Raw genomic sequence first — 19,275 nt, forward strand, 5'->3', positions numbered from 1 at the left:
GATTTTCAACCTTGGTGCAGGAGGATAGGGACCGCGCCAAGGAGTATCCCCGATGCCAGACCTGATCACCGAGACCACCCGCACCTCCTGGTTCAGCCGGCTCGGCAGTGCGATCGGCGGCATCTTCGTTGGCCTGATATTCGTGCTGGCGGCGGTGGTGCTGATCTTCTGGAACGAAGGCCGCGCGGTGCAGACCGCGAAATCACTCGCGGAGGGTGCGGGTCAGGTCCAGAGCGTGGCGGCGGACCGGCCGGATGCGGCGATGGAGGGCCGGCTGGTGCATGTCAGCGCCCCGGTGCGTGCCGGCGGCGTGCCCGCGGATACCGAATTGGGCGTCACCGCGCCGCCCGGCACGCTGCGCCTGCTGCGCCAGGTCGAGATGTATCAGTGGCGGGAGGAGCGGCAGACCGAGACGCGGACGCAAATGGGCGGCGCCTCCGAGACCGTGACCACCTATCGCTACACCCGCGGCTGGGCGGAAGGCCGCAACGATTCCAGCCGCTTCCGCCAGCCGGCGGGGCATGAGAACCCCGAGCCGCGTTACGCCGACCGGGCCCGGACGGCGCCCGATATCCGCCTCGGCGGCTTCCGGCTGACCGAGGAGCAGGCGGGCGAGGTGCCGGCACGGGAGGAACTGGCCCCGCCCGCTGGCCTCGGAAGCGCGATGTTCATCGGCGCCGATGCCAACGCGCCGCGCGTCGGCGACCTGCGCATCACCTGGCGCATCGCGCGGCCGGAGGCGCTGTCGGTGGTGGCGGCGCAGAGGGGCGATGGCTTCGCTGCCTTCCGGACCCGGGCCGGCGATGAGCTGTTCCTGCTGGTGCCGGGCCAAGTGCCGGCGTCAGAGATGTTCGCCCAGGCCGAGGCTGCCAATGCGACGATGACCTGGCTGCTGCGCGGCGGTCTGGTGCTGCTGATGCTGGTGGGCTTCGGCCTGGTGCTGAAGCCGCTGAAGGTGCTGGCCGATGTGCTGCCGCCGGTGGGCGCCGTGGTCGGCTTCGGCACCGGGCTGGTGGCGCTGCTGCTGACGCTGGTGCTGGCGCCGTCGGTGATCGCGCTGGCCTGGCTGTTCTACCGGCCGCTGGTGGCGGTGGCGGTGCTGGCGGCGGGGATTGGCGCTGCGTTTGCCATCGGGCGGCTGCGGCGGGGGCGGATGGCAGTCGCGGTTCAGCGGTAGCCGGCGGCCTGCAGCTCGAACAGCTCGGCATAGCGGCCGCCCTGGGCCAGCAGAGCTTCATGCGTGCCTTCCGCCTCGACCCGGCCATCAGCAAGCACCAGGATGCGGTCGGCCATGCGGACGGAGGAGAAGCGGTGCGAGATCAGCACCGCGGTGCGGCGTTCGCTGAGGTCCTTGAAGCGGGCAAACACCTCGTATTCGGCGCGGGCGTCGAGCGCGGCGGTGGGTTCGTCCAGGATCAGCACCTGGGCCTGCCGCATGTAGGCCCGGGCGATGGCCATCTTCTGCCATTCGCCGCCGGATAGCTCGACGCCGTTCTTGAAGCGCTTGCCGATCATCTGGGCGAGGCCGGCGGGCAGGCGGGCGATCACCCCATCCGCCTGGCTGCGCTGCGCCGCACGCTCGATGCGCGCCGTGTCGTCGCGGGCGGCGATGCGGCCGACGGCGATGTTGTCCGCCGCGGTCAGGTTGTAGCGGACGAAATCCTGGAAGATCACGCCGATGCCGGCGCGCAGCGCATCCAGATCATAATCGCGCAAATCGCGGCCATCGAGCAGGATGCGGCCCTCCACCGGGTCGTACAGCCGCGTCAGCAGCTTTACCAATGTGGTCTTGCCGGCGCCGTTTTCGCCGACCAGGGCCACCACCTCGCCGGCGTGGAGCGTGAAGGAGAGGTGGCGCACGGCCCAGCGTTCGGCGCCGGGGTAGCGGAAGCCGACATCCTCGAAGACGAAGCCCTGCTGGATTTGCGCCGGGAAGGGCAGGGGCTCGGGCGGGGAGAGGATGCCGGGCTGCACCCGGAAGAAGCTGAACAGATCGTCCAGGTACAGCGCCTGGCTGGCGGTGGTGGAGAAGCCCGTCAGCAACCCCTCCAGCAATTGCCGCAGCCGGCGGAAAGACCCGGCGAGAAAGGTCAGGTCGCCGACGCTGAAGGCGCCCTCCAGCGTGCGCCATACGATGAAGGCGAAGGCCAGATAGTAGCCGATGGTGCCGATCGCGGTGAAGGCGCCGCCCCAGAAGGCGCGCCTTTGCGCCAGAAGCCGGTTGCCGGCGTAGAAGGCGGTGGCGACCTCGGCATAGCGATTGATGAGGAAGTCGTTCAGGCCGAAGACCTTCACCTCCTTCGCCGTTTCGGCGCTGGCGGCGGTGGCGCGGACGTAATCCAGCTCCCGCCGCTCCGGCGCCCGGAAATAGTCCAGCGCGTAGCCCTGGGCGTTGAAATGCGCCTCGCCGAGGAAGGCCGGGCCGAGGGCGACCAGCAGCAGCAGGATCAGCCAGGGGGCGTAGAACAGCAGCCCGGCGGCGAAGCTGGCGACCGTCACCAGATCCTGCACCTGGTTGAAGATCTGCCCCATCAGGCTCATCCGGCCGCTGGTCTGCCGGCGGGCGCGGTCGAGCTGGTCCTGGAAGGCGGCATCCTCGAAATCCGCCAGGTCCAGCGTGGCCGCGTGGCGCATCAGGCGGATGGAGGCGTCATTTGCCACCCGCTCCCCCAGCAGGCTGTCCACCAGGGCGACGACGCGGCCAAGCAGATCGCCCAGCACCGCCAGGCCGAATTCCGCGGCAACCAGCCAGGCGAGCCAATCCAGCCGCCCTGCCTCCCACCATTCCCAGGGCGAGGCCGGGCGCGGCTGTTCACCGAGCAGCGCGACCACATCGTCGATGATCAGCTTCCCGATGAACAGCGCCATCACCGGCAGCAAGGCCCGCACCAGCCGCAGCAGCAGGGAGGCGGTGGTGAGCCAGGGGCTGGTGCGCCAGACCATGGCGATGAAGGGCGCCAGGTTCCGCAGTGCGCCCAGCCGTTCCTGGAAGGATTTTGGCACGCGCTGCGGCGGGCTGCGCCGGCCGCTCACGGAGGCTTCTTTTCGCGGGGCCCCGCGCTGTTGACGATGACAATGCCGCCGCAGATCAGTACCAGCGCGCCGAGCAGCGCGGGCGTTATCGGCTCCGCCAGGATCAGCGCGCCGAACACAACGCCAAACGCTGGCGTCAGGAACAGGAAGGGGGCGAGGCGGGAGGCCGGGTGGCGCGCGACCATCCAGAACCAGGCGATGTAGCTGGCAACCGCCACGACCAGCACCTGATAGACCAGCGACCACCAGACCACGGCGCTGGGCGCGAAGATGCCGGCCTCGCCAAGCGCGAAGCCGAGCGGCATCAGCAAGGCGGACACCAGAAGTTGGTACAGCAGCGTGCGTTCCGGCGCGATGCGGGTCAGGCGGCTCACCTTGATGGTGGCGATGGTGCCGCCCCAGGCGAGACCCGCCAGCAGCGCCAGCGCATCACCCACAAGCTGCGTGCCGCCGAGGCGATCGGCGAAGATCAGCGGCGGCCCGCACAGCGCCATCAGCAGGCCGGTGAGCTTGCGCGGCGTCAGCCGGTCATCCCGCAGCAGGAAATGCGTGGCAAGCGTCGCGAAGAAGGGTGCGGTGTACAGCAGCACGACGACCCGCGCCGCGGTGGTGCGTTCCAGCGCCGCGAAGATCGCCCAGAATTCCAGCGCGAACAGCGCGCCGCAGAGCAGCCCGGCCGGCAGGCTGCCATCGCGCTTCACCAGCACCACGCCGCGCCACCAGCACCAGGCCAGCACCGGCGGTATCGCCAACGCGGAGCGAAGCCCGGCCTGGACCAGGGGCGAGATGCCCTCGCCCCCCAGCTTCATCGCCACCTGGGCAAAGCCCCAACTGGCGCAAAGCAGAACCAGCAGCGCGATGTCGGCAGGTGAAAGCCGTGCCGTCACGCCTGGTGGCGCAACACGCCGCCGACGATGGTGGCCTTCACCTGTGTGCCGCCGATGTCCTCCCCATTCAGCACGTCGCGATCGAGCACGATGCAATCGGCCAGCTTGCCGATCTCCAGTGAGCCCTTTGCGTGTTCCTCCCGCTGCGCCCAGGCGCCGAGGGTGGTGTAGGCATGCAGTGCCTCCATCGGTGTGATGGCCTGGGATGCGTCCAGATCCGCGCCGGTGCTGGTGCGGCGGGTGGCCATCGCGGCCAGTGCGGTCCAGGGCGAGACGCGACAGACGGCGAAATCCGAGTGGCCGGGCGCGGGGATGCCGGCATCGATCAGCGCACGATGCGGCCACATATGGCGCATGGCGTCCTGACCGCGATTGGCGACATAGGCCTCGCCGAGTTCGTCCATGAAGCCGGTGGCGGAGCTGTCCACGAAGCCGCCGCGCTTCAGTCGCGCCAGGATCGGTGGCGTGACGAAGCAGCAGTGCTCGACACGCATCCGGTGATCTGCCACGGGATGCGCGGTCAGCGCCGCCTCCATCACATCCAGCGCGAAGTCGATGCCGCGATCGCCGACACCCTCGATCATCACCTGCAAACCGGCGGCGTGGGCGGCGGTGGCGCGCTGGATAAGGTCGTCCTTTTCATAGAGCAGCATGCCGATATTCGGCACCGGCTCCCCCGGCACCGGCGTGCCGAGATAGGGGTCCCAATAGGCGGCGGTGCGGCCGCTGGTGGAGCAATCCGGGCACCACTCCACGCCGATCAGCCGCAGCCAATCATCGCCGAAGCCGGACTGGATGCCGGCGCCGATCAGCGCCGGGATCAGCGGCTCGTCGCGGCCGGAGGCGATGATGCCCATCCGCATCCGCCATTTTCCGTCCCGCAGCATGCGCTGATAGGCGCGGATGGCCTTGGCCGGCGTCAGCGAATTGGCAACGGAGGTGATCCCGGCGGCGAGGCACTGGTCCTGCACCTGCTCCATGCCCTCCGCGATGTCGGCCTCGCTGTCCTGGCCGTGCACGGCGTTGAGGAAGACATGCGCCGCGGTTTCGCGCACCAGGCCGGTGAAGCGGCCATCGGGCAGGCGATCGAAGCGGCCGAAGGCGGGGTCGGGCGTGTCCTGCGTCACGCCGCAGGCGGCGAAGCCGGCGGAATTCGCCAGGCCCAGATGGCCGTCGGTCCGCAGGATGAAGATCGGCCGGCCGAGGCTCGCCGCATCCAGCTCCGCCAGCGTCGGGTACCCGCCGCAGGCGCGTTCGTTAAGCCGGTAGAAGGCGCACCATTGGCCGGGCGCGGCCTTCTCGCAGCGCGCGCGGATGCGGGTGAGCAGCGCCTCGCGCGTTGCCACATGATCCGGCGAGACCAGCGTCCAGGCGCGCAACCGCAGCGCATAGGCATCCGGATGCGCGTGGCTGTCGACGATGCCGGGCAGCACGCGGCGGCCCTCCGCATTCAGGATCGTCGTGCCGGGACCTGCAAGGTCGCGCAGCCCGTCATCGCCCAGCGCCACGATGCGGCCGCCCAGCGAGGCCAGCGCGGTGCATTCGCGGCCGTCCGCATCCATCGTCGCGATGCGGCCATTCAGCAGCAGGAAATCGGGTCTCATGCGGCGATCCTGTCGATCTGGTCGCGCAGCCGGTACCAGCCGCCGACGAAGGGCAGGAACCAGGGCGTGCCGGTATAGGTGGGCCGGGTCGGGAAGTTCAGCCCGTCCAGCGCGAAGCGTTCATTCGCCGCGCCCGCCAGCTTCAGCGCGACATTGTGGCCGAGCCAGGTGGCCATGGCGACGCCGCTGCCCTGGCAGCCGGCAGCGAAATGCACGCCATCCTGCACGCCGATATGCGGCAGGTAGTCGAAGGTGAAGGCCACATAGCCGGTCCAGGCATGGGTGATCTTCGTCTGTGCCAACTCCGGAAAGGTCGCCGTCATGTAGCCATGCAGGGTTGGCGCGGATTGCTCTGCGGTCGCCGCGCGAAAACTGGCGCGGCCGCCCCACAGGACCCTTTTCCCGTCTGGAGACGGCCGGAAGTAGTTCAGCACGCGTTTGCTGTCCGAAATCATGCGGCGGCCTGGGAACAGCCGATCCATCGTCTCCGGCGGCAATTCCTCTGTCGCGATGATGTAGGAATTCAGCGGCACCAGGCGGCGCGCCAGCCAGGGCAATGCCGTGCCGCGCGCATCCTTGGTGTAGCCATTGGTGGCCACCAGTACGGCATCCGCGCGCATCTCGCCCTTGTCGGTCGCCAGGCGGAAGCCGCTGCCGTCCTGCTTCACGCCAGTGACGCGCACGCCATCCACCAGATGCGCGCCGGCCTTCTCCGCCGCCGCGGCCAGGCCGCGCGCATATTTGCCGGGATGCAGGCTGCCGGTGGCCGCGGCCGCCATGCCGCCCTGGTAGTGATCGCTGCCAAGGTATTCGCGCTGGCGGGTCTTCGGCACCATCTCCGTCGGCAGGCCCGTCACCTTCGCGATCCACTCGGCGCGGCCCTCGATGGCCTTGTAGTGGCCCTTTGACCAGGCGCCGAGGTAGCGGCCGCAGCGCACATAGTCGCAGTCGATGCCCTCCCGCGCGATGGTCTCCTCGATGAAGGGGAAGGACGCCGCGGCGGCTTCCGTGATGCGCTGCGCCTGCTCCGCGCCATAGGTCTGGGTGAGGCCGGTGGAGGCCACCTTCAGCCCGCCCGAGACCATGCCGCCATTGCGGGACGAGGCGCCCCAGCCGATGCGCTCGGCATCCAGCACCGTCACCTGGTGCCCCAGCCGCCGCAGCGTCAGCGCGGCCGAAAGCCCGGCGTAGCCGCCACCGACGATCGCGACCGCGGTTTGGTCCGGCAGGGGGTTGTCGCGGTCCGGCGGCTCTGCCGCTTCCCACCACCAGGGGCGGGCCTTGAAGCCGGGGGCGAAGATCGGATGAAGATCAGACATTGCCGTGGCGCGCGTCCCGCTGTTCACTTGGTCTGGATAAGGTTCCTGCCGGAGACGCCCCGGATCAAGGGACCAATCGGGGGCTTCAACAAAAAGGGGATTTTCGTATGCAAAACTTCCAGCAGGATTGCGTCGAGCTGGCGCTGGAGAAGTTCCGCCGTGGCGAAGTCAGCCGACGTGGCCTGATGGTGGGGCTGGCCGCGCTGGGCGTGGCCAGCGCGCTGCCGAATGCGGCACAGGCCCAGGCGGCGCAGCAGCTTGTCATGGTGAACTGGGGCGGCATCGCCAACCAGGGTTTCGGCAACTTCTACGGTGCGCCGTTCACCGCCGCCAATCCGGGCGTAACCGTGGTGCAGGACAGCACCGGGCCTTCCGCCGGGCGCATCCGCTCCATGGTCGAGTCGCGGCGCGTGACGTGGGACCTCTGCGACAGCTCCGCCACCTCCTCCTACCTGCTCGGTGCGTTGAATCTGCTGAACCCGGTCGATTACAGCGTGGTGGACCGCAGCAATGTCATCGGCCCGACCTTCGCACTGGAGCATGGTGCAGCGCCGTATTCGTTCAGCAACGTGCTGGTCTATGACAGCAGCAAATTCGCCGAGGCGCCGAAGGGCTGGGCGGATTTCTGGGACCTGCAGAAATTCCCCGGTACCCGCCTGCTGCGGCGCGATGCCGCCGGCGCGCTGGACGTGGCGCAGCTTTCGCTCGGCAAGAGCCCGGAGAATCTCTACCCGCTCGACATCCGCGCCTGCCTGGCGCGCGTGCGGGAGATCCGGCGCAGCCTGGTGTTCTGGACCAGCGGCGCGGAATCGGAGCAGTTCATCCGCACCGGAGAGGCGGTGATGGGCATGCTGTGGCACACCCGTGCCAAGGTGCTGGAGAATGAGAGCAACGGCCGGTTCAAGTTCATCTGGAACCAGGGCATCCTGCAGCCCGGCATCTTCGTCAGCCCGCGCGGCAACCCGGGTGGCGCGCTGGCGCAGCGGCTGCTGGCCTCGATGCTGGCGAATGCGGCGCCACAGGTGGAACTGCTGAAGTTCCTCGGCAACGGGCCGACCAACCCGAATGCCGCGGCGCTCGTGCCCGAGGAATTCAAGAAGTACAACCCGACCGAGCCGGCCAATGCGCGGGTGCAGGTGGCACAGGATGGTCGCTGGTGGGGGCAGAATTATGCCCAGGCCAATGCGGACTATATCGACATGGTCACGGGCTGAGTGCAGTTTTGCTGCGGCGCGGCATGACCGCGCCGCAGGCAGACTTGCAAGGGACTTCATGCCGACGATCCTGGTGAAATCCGGCGGCGAGGCTGCCATGCCGGAATGGCAGCGGCATTTCGCCGAATTCGCGCCCGATCTGGCGGTGCGGTGGTGGGATGATGCGGGCGTGGAACCGGATGCCGTGGATTACGTGCTGGCCTGGGATCCGGATGCCGGGCGGCTGGCCGGCCTGCCGAACCTGAAGGTCATCTTCGGCAGCGGCGCCGGGGTGGACCGCATCACTGCCGACCCCGCGCTGCCGCGGCATCTGCCGCTGGTGCGCATGGCGCCCGATGGCGCAACGCAGCGCATGGGCGAGTTCATCTGCTGGGCGGCGCTGTTGTTACTGAAGGATGCGCGACGCATGGCGCTGAACCAGGCGCTGGCGCAGTGGAAGGATTTCGAGCCGGAGCGCACCGCGGCCGAATCCCCTGTCGGCATCATGGGTCTCGGCAATATGGGCGGCCGCGCCGGCGCCATGTTGCAGGGGCTGGGCTTTCCCGTGCGTGGCTGGTCACGCACGCGCAAGAACCTGCCGGGCGTGGCGTGTTTTGCCGGCGCGGCGGAGTTGGGTGCCTTCCTGGCGGAGACCCGCATCCTGGTCTGCCTGCTGCCCGCCACGGCGGAGACGAACGGCATCCTCGCCGCGCCGCTGCTGGCCAGGCTGCCGCAGGGGGCCGGGCTGGTGAATGCGGGCCGCGGCAGCCACCAGAAGATCGAGGATATCGTCGCGGGGCTGGATTCCGGCCAGTTGTCCGGCGCGGTGCTCGACGTGTTCGAGACGGAGCCGCTGCCAGCGGAAAGCCCGGCCTGGGCGCATCCGAAGATCACCGTCACGCCGCATGTCGCCAGCCTGCCAAGTCGTCGTGAACGCGCGCAGTATGTGGCGCGCGCGATTGCCGACTTCACCGCGGGCCGCCCGCTTGCCAACCTCTATGACCACGCGCGAGGCTACTGAATGGGACTCCCGCCGCCGCCTGTCCGCCCCGATCCGGACCACGTGCCGACCGAGCAGGAACTGCGCGAGGATCTCGCCGCTGCCTACCGCCTGATTGCGCTGTACGGCATGACCGACCTGGTCTTCACGCATCTGTCGGTGCGCGTGCCGGGAGAGGGACACAGGTTTCTGGTGAACCCCTACGGGCTGCTCTTCGAGGAAATCACGGCATCTTCCCTCGTGCTGGTCGATGCGGATGGGGAACCGCGGCAGAGCACCACCTGGCCGGTGAATCCGGCCGGCTTCGTCATTCATTCCGCCGTGCATCGCGGCCGCGACAACGCGAATTGCGTGATGCACACGCACACTCTGGCCGGCATGGCGGTGGCGGCGCAGCAAGGGGGCTTGCTGCCGCTGAACCAGATGATGATGGAGTTCATCGGCCGCGTCACGATCCATGACTATGAAGGCGTCGCCGCGGATGACAATCTCTCGGAGCGTGAACGGCTGGTGCAGGACCTTGGCGACAAGCCGGCGATGATCCTTCGCAATCACGGCCTGCTGACGGTTGGGCACACGGTGGCGGAGGCCTTCTACTGGATGTGGTATCTGGAACATTCCTGCCGCATCCAGCTCGCCGCTCAATCCTCCGGCGTGCCGCTTGCGGTGGCCTCCGACGCCACGGTGGAGCGCACGCGGAAGCAGTTCAGCACGGGCCCGACCAAGGGCTGGCTGCCCTGGCAGGCGCTGCGGCGAAAGCTGGATCGTGAGCAGCCGGATTATCGCGCCTGATGTCGGCCACGGGACACGCGCTCGCCCTGCGGGGCTTGAGCAAGCGCTATGGCAGCTTCACCGCAGTGGCCGATGTGTCGCTGGATGTGGGGCAGGGGGAGTTCCTGACCCTGCTCGGCCCCTCCGGCAGCGGCAAGACCACCATCCTGATGTGCATCGCGGGCTTCGTGGCGCCGAGTGAAGGCGCCATCCTGCTCGATGGCCGGGACATCACCGCATTGCCGCCGGAACGACGCGATTTCGGCATGGTGTTCCAGGGTTACGCGCTGTTCCCGCACATGACGGTGGCCGAGAACGTCGCCTTCCCGCTGCGCGTCCGCAAGATGGGGGCGGCGGAGCGTGAGGCGAAGGTGCGCGCAGCACTCGACCTGGTGCAGCTTTCCGCCTTCGGCGAACGCCTGCCGCGCCAGCTTTCCGGTGGCCAGCAGCAGCGCGTGGCCCTGGCCCGCGCGCTGGTGTTCGAGCCTGCGCTGCTGCTGCTGGATGAGCCGCTCTCGGCGCTCGACAAGAAGCTGCGCGCGGAATTGCAGGACGAGCTGAAGGCGCTGCACCGCCGCATCGGCCGGACCTTCGTTAATGTCACGCATGACCAGGAGGAGGCGCTATCCCTGTCGGATCAGGTTGCCATCCTCAACCATGGCAAGCTGATCCAGCAGGGTGCACCCGCTAAGTTGTACGAGGCGCCGCGCACGCGCTTCGTCGCCGACTTCCTCGGCAAGTCGAATTTTCTCGCGGGCACGGTGCGGGAGGTGTTCGCCGGCGGCTTCGCCATCGGCGCCGGTGCGACGCGCGTGGTGACCACGGCCGCTGAGGCACCACCGCTCGGCAGCCAGGCGCTGCTCAGCCTGCGTCCCGAGAAAATGGCGCTGCTGGCGGAGGGGGAGACGGCGGAGAATGCCGTGACCGGCGCCATCGCAAGCTGGTCCTATCTCGGCGCCGGCTATGCGCTGAACGTGGCCACCCCGGATTTCGGCACGCTGCGCATCACCCTGCCGAGCTGGAACGCACCGATCGCGCCGCGGGAAGGATTGGAGATTCGGCTCGGCTGGAGTGCCTCGGCCAGCGTGCCCGTGCTGGAAGATCTGGCATGATGCGCCGGCAGGATATGGGCTGGTGGCTGCTGATCCTGCCGGCCTTCTTGCTGATGACGGCCTTCTACGTCGCACCCATCGCGCAGGTGCTGGCGATTTCTTTTACCGAGCCTTCGCCGGGCCTGGGCAATTACGAGCGGCTGTTCACCAGTGAAAGCGTGCAGCGCGTCATTATCACCACGCTGCGGATCTGCATCATCACCACGACGCTGTCGCTGCTGCTGGGCTATGTGCTCTCCTATCGCATCTCACTCGCCAGCCCCGCGGCGCAGCGCTGGTGGATTCTAGCGGTGCTGGTGCCGCTGTGGATTTCCGTGCTGGTGCGCGCCTTCGCCTGGGTGACGCTGCTGCGCCGCCAGGGCCTGGTGAACGAGACGCTGATCGGCACCGGGATCATCACCGAACCGCTGCAACTGGTATGGAACGAATTCGGCATCGTCGTCGGCATGGTGCACTACATGGTGCCCTATGCCGTCCTGCCGATGCTGGCCAGCATGCGAGAGATCGACCCGCGCCTGCTGGCCGCCGCCCGCGGACTGGGTGCTGGCCGCATCACCATATTTACGAAAATCTTCCTGCCGCTGTCGCTGCCTGGGCTGCTGGCGGCAGGCGTGTTGGTCTTCATCTTCACGCTCGGCTTTTACATCACGCCGGCGCTGCTCGGTGGGGGCAAGACGCTGATGGTGGCGGAATGGATCGGGCTGCAGATCCTGGACCTGCTGCGCTGGGGGCTGGGGACGATGATGGCGACCGTGCTGGTTGTCGCCATTCTGGTGACGCTGGCCATCTTCTCCCGCCTGGTGGACATGAAGCGCGTCTTTGGGGGAGGTGGCGTATGATGTCGCACCAACCCGGCCTGTTCGCCCGCACCTCCGCCTGGGTGGTGGCGCTGTATCTGCTACTACCGATCAGCATCATCATCCCCGTGTCGATGACCGACCAGCGCTTCCTGTCCCTGCCGAAGGAGGCGCTGTCGCTGCAGCATTACGCGACTGTGTTCGGCTCTCCGGAGTGGTTGGCCTCGATCTGGCAATCCTTCCAGATCGCGGTGGTCTCGACCTGCATTGCCGTGGTGGCGGGCACGCTATGTGCCATCGGCTGCTGGCGGCTGGCCACCCGCGCGACCAATCTGGTCCGGGCGCTGATGCTGCTGCCCATCATCATCCCCTCCATCGTCTATGCGGTGGGGCTGTATCGCTACTTCGCCGGGCTGGACCTGCTGGACCGCTTCATGGGGGTGGTGCTGGCGCATGGCGTCACCGGCATTCCCTATGTCGTCATCACCGTCTCCACCGCGCTGGCGGCCTTCGACCCGCGGCTGGAACAGGCGGCGCGGGGCATGGGGGCTTCCCTGATGCAGACGTTGCGCTGGGTGATCCTGCCGCGCATTACGCCGGGCATCCTTTCGGGGGCGATCTTCGCCTTCATCCATAGCTGGGATGAGTTGGTGATCGTGTTGTTCATCGCCTCCCGCGATGTCTTCACCCTGCCGCGCCGCATCTGGGACGGCATCAATGAGAATCTGGACCCGGCGATGGCGGCGGTTGCCGTGCTGCTGGTGATCTTCACCACGGGATTGCTGTTGCTGGACCTGGCGCTGCGCAGACGCCGGGCTGAATAGACGAGGAACGCCATGACCCGCGCGATGAGTGAGTTCGACCACCGCTACAACATGCTGATCGAGCGCTTCGCCAGCGAGCCGGAGCCCGCCTTCGAAACGGCCAGTGAGCAGGCCTTCACCTGGGGCCGCGAATGGGGCTGCAACTCCGATATCGGCACGCTGCGCGTGGTGCTGATGCACCGCCCCGGCGAGGAAATGCGCGTGGTGGACACGCTGCCGCATATCCCGGAGCTCAACGCCTTTGGCGACCCAAAGACCGGCGCCTATTGGCGTGGCGACACGCGCCCCACGCTGGCGGAACAGCAGGCGCAGCATGATGCGCTGACGGCCGCGCTGCGGGAGGAAGGCGTGGAGGTAGTGTACCTCAAGCGCGCCGCGCCGGGCCGGCACAAATCCATCTACACCCGCGATTCCTGCATCGGCATCCAGGGCGGCGCCATCGTCGCCCGCATGGGCCCGCGCATCCGCCGTGGTGAGGAAGCGCCGGTGACGGAGACGCTGGCGGCGCTGGGCATGCCCATTCTTCGCACCATCCACGGGACCGGCCTGATGGAGGGCGGCAGCTTCGCCTATATCCGCCCCGACCTCGCCGTGGTCGGCGTCTCCTCCCGCGTCAATGAGGAAGGCGCGCGGCAGTTGGAGGAGGCGCTGGCAGTGCAGGGCACGAAGCTGATCCGCGTGCAGATCCCGGGCTACCGCCTGCATATCGACGGCGCCTTCGTGATGATCGATCACGACACCGCCATCGTGAACCCCTCCACGCTTCCCTTCGTTTTCATGGAGGAAATGAAGCGCCAGGGGGTGAAGCTGATCCATGTGAACCATGAGGACCCGTCCTGGACCATCAACTGCCTGGCGGTGCGGCCCGGGCGTATCCTGATGAGCGACAAGGTCGGCCCGCGGACGCAGGAGGCGCTGGACAAGGCGAATATTTCGATCCGCCTGGTGGACTACGACAAGGTGGGGCTGGGCGGCGGTGGCATCCATTGCTCGACCAGCCCGCTGGTAAGGGACCGGCTGTAAAGCTGGGTTTTGGCGCAATCCGTGCTAACTCCGCGGCATGGAGACCAAATCCCCCACCCCGCGTGCCGTCCTCGTCGGAATCCAGACGCCGGAGGTGGACGACATCGCCCACGCCGCCAGCCTCGAGGAACTCGGGCGGCTGGTAAAGACGCTGGGCTATGAGGTGGTGGGCAGCGTGTCCCAGCGCCGCGAAGGCACCGGCGCCGGGTCGCTGCTGGGCAGTGGCAAGCTGTCGGAACTGGCGGCGCTGACCGGCGGTACCGGCGAGATCGGCAGCATGGCGCCGCCGCCCCGGGCCAAGGCGCGTCAGCGTTTCGAGGGTGCGGCCGAAGCCGCAGCCCCGGAACCGGAAGAAGCCGCGGCGCCGAAGCCCGAATTCGTCATCGTCGACCATGAATTGTCGCCCAGCCAGATCCGCAATCTGGAACGGGCGACCGGCGCGCAGGTGCTGGATCGCACCGGCGTGATCGTGGAGATCTTCCACCGCCACGCCAACACCCGTGAGGCGAAGCTGCAGGTGGAGATGGCGCGGCTGAAATACGTCGCGCCGCGCCTGCGCGAATCCTCCGGCGGCGGTGGGCGCCAGCAGGGGCCGGGCGCGGGTGAGACCACGCTGGACCTGGATCGCCGCAAGATCCGCGACCGCATTTCCGAGCTAAAGGACCAGCTCGAATCGGTGCAGCGCGATTCCGACAACCGCCGCTCCGCGCGGCGGGACCAGCTTCGCGTGGCGCTGGTCGGCTACACCAACGCCGGAAAGTCGTCCCTGATGCGGGCGCTGACCGGCAGCCAGGTGCTGGTGGAGGACAAGCTGTTCGCCACGCTGGATACCACCGTCCGCATCCTGCAGCCGGAGACGCGGCCGCGCGTGCTGGTCTCGGATACCGTCGGTTTCATCAAGCAGCTGCCGCATGATCTGGTTGCCTCCTTCCGCTCGACCCTGGCGGAGGCGCTGGAAGCCTCGCTGCTGCTGTTCGTAGTGGATGCCTCTGATCCGACCTATGAAGCGCAGCTGGAAGTCAGCCGCAGTGTGTTGCGGGAGATCGGTGCGGATGCCGTGCCGTCCCGCCTGGTGCTGAACAAGATGGACCGCGTCGATGCCGCCGGCCGCGCCGCGCTGGCCGAGAAGCACCCCGATGCGATCATGCTCTCGGCCCATGCGCCGGAGGATGTCGCCGCGTTGCGCGAAACGCTGATCGCCTTCTTCGAGGCCTCGATGGTGGAGGACGTGCTGGTGCTGCCCTACGCCAAGCAGGGGCTGATCGGCGAGGTCTACGAAAGCGCCCGCGTGCTGTCCGAGGACTATAACGAAGCGGGCCGCGTCCTGAAGGTGCGCGGCCTGCCCGGCGCCATTGCGAGGCTCCAGCGGAGCCTCGCTTAGCCGCTATCGCTTTGTCACGCCCCAGAACACCGGCACCGTGGTCGGCCGCAGACCCTCGATGTTGCTGCGATGCGCGGCCAGTGTGCGGAACTGCCCGGCATTGATGTAGGGCAGCACCTGGTAGGCGCGGGCATGGACGCGGTGCAGGATTTCCTGCCGCTTTGCTGCGTCATTCTCCTCCCACCACGAACGGCGCAGCGCCTCCAGCTCCGCATCACAGGGCCAGCCGGTCAGGCCGCCCTCGCAGGGGCTGGCGAGGTAGAGGTTGGTCAGCGGGTTCTGGCCATCCAGCACATTCGCCACGGTGACGAACATGTTCCAGCCGCCCTGGTCCACCGGTTCGCGCCGGTTGCGACGCTGGGTGACGGTGGCCCAGTCCATGCTTGGTACGTCCATGGTCAGCCCGCCGCGCTGGAAGGCGGCGGCCATGGTCAGCGTGGCCGCGTTGTTGATCGGGCTGTCGGCGGCGTTCATGAAAACGATGCGCCGATTGTCGTAACCGGCCTCCCGTAGCAGGGCGCGGGCGCGGTCCGGGTTCTCGGCGCGCAGACCCTCGGCGCCGGCATCGGATTGCAGGGGCGTGTTGCAGAAGAAATAGGCGGGGCAGTAGGGCACCTGCTCACTGGCGCGCACGCCGATGGCGTTCAGCACATCCTGCTGGTTGATCAGGTGCAGCAGCGCTCGGCGGCCCTCCGGCTTGTCGAAGGGCGGCTGGGTGTGGTTCAGCCGCAGCCAGACCATGAAGCCCACCGGGTTCAGCGCGAAAGTGCGGATGTTCCGGTTGCGCTCCAGCACCGGGATCAGATCGGGCGAGGGCTGTTCGATGAAGTCGATTTCGCCCGCCTGCAGCGCCGCCGCCGCGGTGGCCGGGTCCGGCATCGCCACCCATTCCAGCCGGTCGATATTCACTACCTTGCCGCCGGCCAGGCCATCGGCCGGCTCCGGGCGCGGCCGATAGGCAGGGTTGCGGAGATAGACGGCACGGTTGCCCGCCTGCCACTCATTCGCCTGGAAGATGAAGGGGCCGCTGCCGGTCGCCTCCGTGATCGCGGTGGCGGCCGGCGTTTGTGCGATACGTTCCGGCATCACGAACAAGGCGCTCGCCGTGGGGCGGGCCAGCGCCTCCGTTACCAGCGCGAAGGGGCGGGACAGGCGGATGGTGAAGGTCTTTTCATCCACCACCTCCATCGCCGCGGTGGCGGCGGCCAGGGCGCGGCCGACGATGTCGCGCTGCGACCAGCGACGGATGGAGGCCACGGCATCCGCGGCGCGCACCGGCGTGCCGTCATGGAAGGCCAGGCCCTCGCGCAGGGTGAAGCGGTGGCTCATGCCATCGGCGCTAGGCTCATGGCGGTCCACCATCTGCGGTCGCGCAACGCCTTGGCTGTCGAGGGCGAAGAGCTGATCGTACACCATGAAGCCATGGTTGCGGACGAAGGCGGCGGTGGAGTTCACCGGGTCCAGGCTCGCCAGGTCATTGATCAGTACGACGCGCAGCGTGGACTGCGCCGCCGCTAGGCTCGGCGCCAGGCCAATGGCGGCCGCCGCTGCAAGGCCCAACCAGTTTCTGCGCTTCATCGGATATCATCCTGCCTAGGGAAGAAGCGGATCATCTCCGTCGGTCGGCTCCAGTGCAATGTTCTTGCGTCATCGCCGGGTTGACGGGTGCAGATCGCCGCATGACAGTCTGCCCATCCAATGCTGCGCGCGGAATGGGGTTTGATGGCTTGATGGGCCAGGATGTGATTTTTGCCGGCGGGCGCGTGTTTCGCGGCCTGGCGGGCGGCTTTGCCGAGGCGTTGGCGGTGCGGGATGGGCTCGTGCTCGCGGTGGGAAGCGAGGCCGAGGTCATGGCCTCCGCCCCGCAGGCCCGGCGCGTGGCGCTGGACGGGCGCGTTGTGATCCCAACCTTCAACGAGGCGCATATGCACCTGCTGCCCTACGGCCTGGCGCTGGCGGGCGTGAACCTGCGGGCGGAGGAAGTCCGCAGCCTGGATGAGGTGCTGGCGCGAATCGGCAAGGCTGCAAAGGAGTCGCCAAAGGGCGACTGGGTGCTCGGCCGCGGCTACGACCATGCCGAGCTAGATATCGGCCGCCATCCGACGGCGGCGGAGCTTGATCGGGTCTCGCCGGAAAATCCCGTCTTCATCGTTCGGACTTGCGGCCATATGGGTGTGGCGAACAGCGCCGCGATGCGCGCCGCGGGCGTCGGCCACAACACGCCGAACCCCGAGGGCGGCGTGGTGGAGCGCAAGGGCGGTGCGCTGACCGGCCTGTTCCAGGAACGCGCCATGCGGCTTATCCGGGATGTGGTGCCGGAGCCTGATGAGGCGACGCTGGTGGACGCGATCGAGCGGGCGGGCAACCACTTGGCCTCGCTCGGCTTTGCATCCGCCACCGATATGAATGTCGGCATGACGGCGGGCATGGCGGAGGTCGCGGCGTTTCGTACCGCCGTCGCCACCGGTCGTTCGCCGATGCGGATGTGGAACGTGCTGGCCGGCAATCCGGAAGGCATCGCGCTGCAGGCCTGGGAGGCCGGGCTGCGGCCGGGGCAGGGCGACGACATGCTGCGCTGGGGCGCCGTGAAGGTCTTTGCCGATGGTTCCGCGGGCGGTCTGACCGCGGCGTTCTTCGATCCGTACCTGGAAAGCGCCGGCGGCGGCACGGGAGTGTTCACCTTCCCCGACGAGAAGATACACGCACTACTAAAGCTGTTCCACGAACAGGGCTGGCAGCTCGACATCCACGCCATCGGCGATGCGGCGATCGAGCAGGTGCTGGTCGGCATGGAGATGGCCGATAGCGAGGCATATCCCTTCCTCGGCCGCCGCCACCGCATTGAGCATTGCGGCTTCCTCACCGCACATCAGCGCAAGCGCATGCTGGCCCGCGGCATCCTGCCGGTGCCGCAGCCGGCCTTCATGTATGAGTTCGGCGACCTCTACATCCGCAACCTCGGCCGCGCACGGTCGGAGGAAGCCCATCCGATGCGGACCTGGCTGGAGGAAGGGCATCATCCGGCGGCGTCCAGCGACTGCCCGGTGTCTTCCGTCGATCCCTTCGCCAATCTTTTCACCATGCTGACGCGCAAGACCAACCGCGGCACGGTGCTGGGGCCTGACCAGACGCTGACGGCGGAACAGGCGGTGCACTGCCAGACCTGGTGCGGCGCCTACACGCAATTCGCCGAGGACCGCCGCGGCACGCTGGAGCCCGGCATGCAGGCCGACATCGCCGTGCTGTCGCGCGACATCTTTGCCTGCGAGCCGGAGCAGATCCTGCGTGACACGCGTGCCGACCTGACGCTGCGCGGCGGTGAGGTGATCTTCGACCGGCACGGGGCGCTCGCGCCATGCTGAGGCATGCCGCCCAACGCCTGATGCTGGCGGTGCCGGTGATGTTCGGCGTGCTGCTGGTGGGCTTCCTGCTGATGCAGGTGGTGCCCACCGACCCCGCCATCGTCCGCGCCGGCCCGAATGCGAGTGCGGAGGTCATCGCGCAGATCCGCACCGATCTCGGGCTGGATGAGCCGCTCTACGTGCAGTTCGCGCTGTATTTGTGGCGGCTGGCGCAGGGCGATCTCGGCGTCTCCATCATCAACAACGTGCCGGTCGCGCATGAGCTGGCATCGACCATCGGCCCGACGCTGGAGCTGATGTTCGCCAGCCTGATCTGGTCCATCCCGCTCGGCATCGCCATGGGCACGGTGGGCGCCTACCTGCGCGGGTCATTGATCGACCGCATCGTCATGGCCTTCAGCGTCGCAGGCGTTTCCGTGCCGGTGTTCTTCCTCGGCCTGGTGTTGATCTGGTTCGTCGGCTTCCAGTGGCAGTGGCTGCCCTTCACCGGGCGCGAGGGGCCGCTCTGGACCTGGCAGGGACTGCGCGCGGTGATTCTGCCGGCGATCACGCTCGGTGGCGTCTTCGTCGGCCCGGTGGCGCGCATGACGCGCACGGCGGTGCTGGATGTGCTGGGTGCGGACCATGTGCGAACCGCTCGCGCCAAGGGTCTGTCCGAACGCCTGGTTGTCACGCGGCACGCGCTGCGGAATGCGATGGTGCCGGTGGTGACGCTGATCGGTCTTCAGATCGGCTTCTTGCTGGGCGGCGCGGTGGTGACGGAGACCGTGTTTTCCTGGCCTGGTGTCGGGCGCCTGGCGGTGGGTGCCATCCTGTCCTCCGACTTCCCGATGGCGCAGGGCACCATCATCGTTCTTTCGATGGGCTTCATCCTGGTGAATTTGACCGTGGACCTTCTGTATGGCGTGCTCGACCCGCGGGTGCGGGCATCATGATGGCCTCCGATGATCGCAGGGCGCAGACGCCGCT

The 19,275-nt window shown here is 68.0% G+C and carries 16 protein-coding genes; 11 read left to right on the forward strand and 5 right to left on the reverse strand.

Translation table 11 applies throughout. The features are described from left to right. Window positions 1-52: 52 nt before the first annotated feature. Window positions 53-1,177, forward strand: a complete 1,125-nt coding sequence (locus ACFHNC_RS05220) for a TMEM43 family protein (RefSeq protein ID WP_437168164.1) — start codon at window positions 53-55, stop codon at window positions 1,175-1,177. Here ACFHNC_RS05220 and ACFHNC_RS05225 read toward each other — a convergent pair. The 4 genes from ACFHNC_RS05225 to ACFHNC_RS05240 are packed head-to-tail and all read right to left on the reverse strand — an operon-like array spanning window position 1,168 to window position 6,843. Further along, window positions 1,168-3,033, reverse strand: coding sequence for an ABC transporter ATP-binding protein (locus ACFHNC_RS05225; RefSeq protein ID WP_437168165.1), 1,866 nt, complete (start codon window positions 3,031-3,033; stop codon window positions 1,168-1,170). The genes ACFHNC_RS05220 and ACFHNC_RS05225 overlap by 10 nt on opposite strands. Continuing rightward, entirely contained in the window at window positions 3,030-3,920 is an 891-nt protein-coding gene (locus tag ACFHNC_RS05230) for a DMT family transporter (protein WP_437168166.1), read from the reverse strand. The genes ACFHNC_RS05225 and ACFHNC_RS05230 overlap by 4 nt, the downstream gene beginning before the upstream one ends. After that, window positions 3,917-5,524: an amidohydrolase gene (locus tag ACFHNC_RS05235; protein ID WP_437168167.1), complete on the reverse strand. Its 1,608-nt coding sequence runs from the start codon at window positions 5,522-5,524 to the stop codon at window positions 3,917-3,919. Before ACFHNC_RS05235 ends, ACFHNC_RS05230 begins: the two co-directional genes overlap by 4 nt. Next, window positions 5,521-6,843: an NAD(P)/FAD-dependent oxidoreductase gene (locus ACFHNC_RS05240; RefSeq protein WP_437168168.1), complete on the reverse strand. Its 1,323-nt coding sequence runs from the start codon at window positions 6,841-6,843 to the stop codon at window positions 5,521-5,523. Before ACFHNC_RS05240 ends, ACFHNC_RS05235 begins: the two co-directional genes overlap by 4 nt. Window positions 6,844-6,950: 107 nt before the next feature. On the opposite strand from ACFHNC_RS05240, the gene ACFHNC_RS05245 reads away from it, so the two are divergent. Genes ACFHNC_RS05245 through hflX form a run of 8 tightly spaced genes read left to right on the forward strand, consistent with a single transcriptional unit; the run spans window position 6,951 to window position 14,944 of the window. Then, entirely contained in the window at window positions 6,951-8,057 is a 1,107-nt protein-coding gene (locus ACFHNC_RS05245; protein WP_437168169.1) for an extracellular solute-binding protein, read from the forward strand. 58 nt (window positions 8,058-8,115) lie between these two features. Next, entirely contained in the window at window positions 8,116-9,057 is a 942-nt protein-coding gene (locus ACFHNC_RS05250; RefSeq protein ID WP_437168170.1) for a 2-hydroxyacid dehydrogenase, read from the forward strand. Next, complete coding sequence (locus tag ACFHNC_RS05255; protein WP_437168171.1) at window positions 9,058-9,828, forward strand: class II aldolase/adducin family protein; 771 nt, start codon at window positions 9,058-9,060, stop codon at window positions 9,826-9,828. After that, window positions 9,828-10,919 (forward strand): ABC transporter ATP-binding protein, encoded by a 1,092-nt coding sequence (locus ACFHNC_RS05260; RefSeq protein ID WP_437168172.1) that lies wholly within the window; start codon window positions 9,828-9,830, stop codon window positions 10,917-10,919. The genes ACFHNC_RS05255 and ACFHNC_RS05260 overlap by 1 nt, the downstream gene beginning before the upstream one ends. Further along, window positions 10,916-11,758, forward strand: a complete 843-nt coding sequence (locus ACFHNC_RS05265; RefSeq protein ID WP_437168173.1) for an ABC transporter permease — start codon at window positions 10,916-10,918, stop codon at window positions 11,756-11,758. The genes ACFHNC_RS05260 and ACFHNC_RS05265 overlap by 4 nt, the downstream gene beginning before the upstream one ends. Then, window positions 11,755-12,540: an ABC transporter permease gene (locus ACFHNC_RS05270; RefSeq protein ID WP_437168174.1), complete on the forward strand. Its 786-nt coding sequence runs from the start codon at window positions 11,755-11,757 to the stop codon at window positions 12,538-12,540. Before ACFHNC_RS05265 ends, ACFHNC_RS05270 begins: the two co-directional genes overlap by 4 nt. Before the next feature lie 12 nt (window positions 12,541-12,552). Continuing rightward, window positions 12,553-13,563, forward strand: coding sequence for a dimethylarginine dimethylaminohydrolase family protein (locus ACFHNC_RS05275; RefSeq protein ID WP_437168175.1), 1,011 nt, complete (start codon window positions 12,553-12,555; stop codon window positions 13,561-13,563). Between the two features lie 37 nt (window positions 13,564-13,600). Further along, window positions 13,601-14,944: a GTPase HflX gene (gene hflX / locus ACFHNC_RS05280; RefSeq protein ID WP_437168176.1), complete on the forward strand. Its 1,344-nt coding sequence runs from the start codon at window positions 13,601-13,603 to the stop codon at window positions 14,942-14,944. A gap of 3 nt (window positions 14,945-14,947) precedes the next feature. Here the strand turns inward: hflX and ACFHNC_RS05285 are convergent, their stop codons facing one another. Then, a complete protein-coding gene (locus ACFHNC_RS05285) occupies window positions 14,948-16,522 on the reverse strand; it encodes an ABC transporter substrate-binding protein (protein ID WP_437168177.1) in 1,575 nt (524 codons plus the stop codon). 152 nt (window positions 16,523-16,674) lie between these two features. On the opposite strand from ACFHNC_RS05285, the gene ACFHNC_RS05290 reads away from it, so the two are divergent. Together ACFHNC_RS05290 and ACFHNC_RS05295 are read left to right on the forward strand one after the other, a co-directional pair. Then, entirely contained in the window at window positions 16,675-18,306 is a 1,632-nt protein-coding gene (locus tag ACFHNC_RS05290) for an amidohydrolase (RefSeq protein ID WP_437168178.1), read from the forward strand. After that, window positions 18,300-19,241, forward strand: a complete 942-nt coding sequence (locus tag ACFHNC_RS05295) for an ABC transporter permease (protein WP_437168179.1) — start codon at window positions 18,300-18,302, stop codon at window positions 19,239-19,241. The genes ACFHNC_RS05290 and ACFHNC_RS05295 overlap by 7 nt, the downstream gene beginning before the upstream one ends. Window positions 19,242-19,275: the final 34 nt, after the last annotated feature.

It is taken from the genome of Falsiroseomonas sp. E2-1-a4, assembly GCF_051433165.1.
Classification (GTDB): Bacteria; Pseudomonadota; Alphaproteobacteria; order Acetobacterales; family Acetobacteraceae; genus Falsiroseomonas.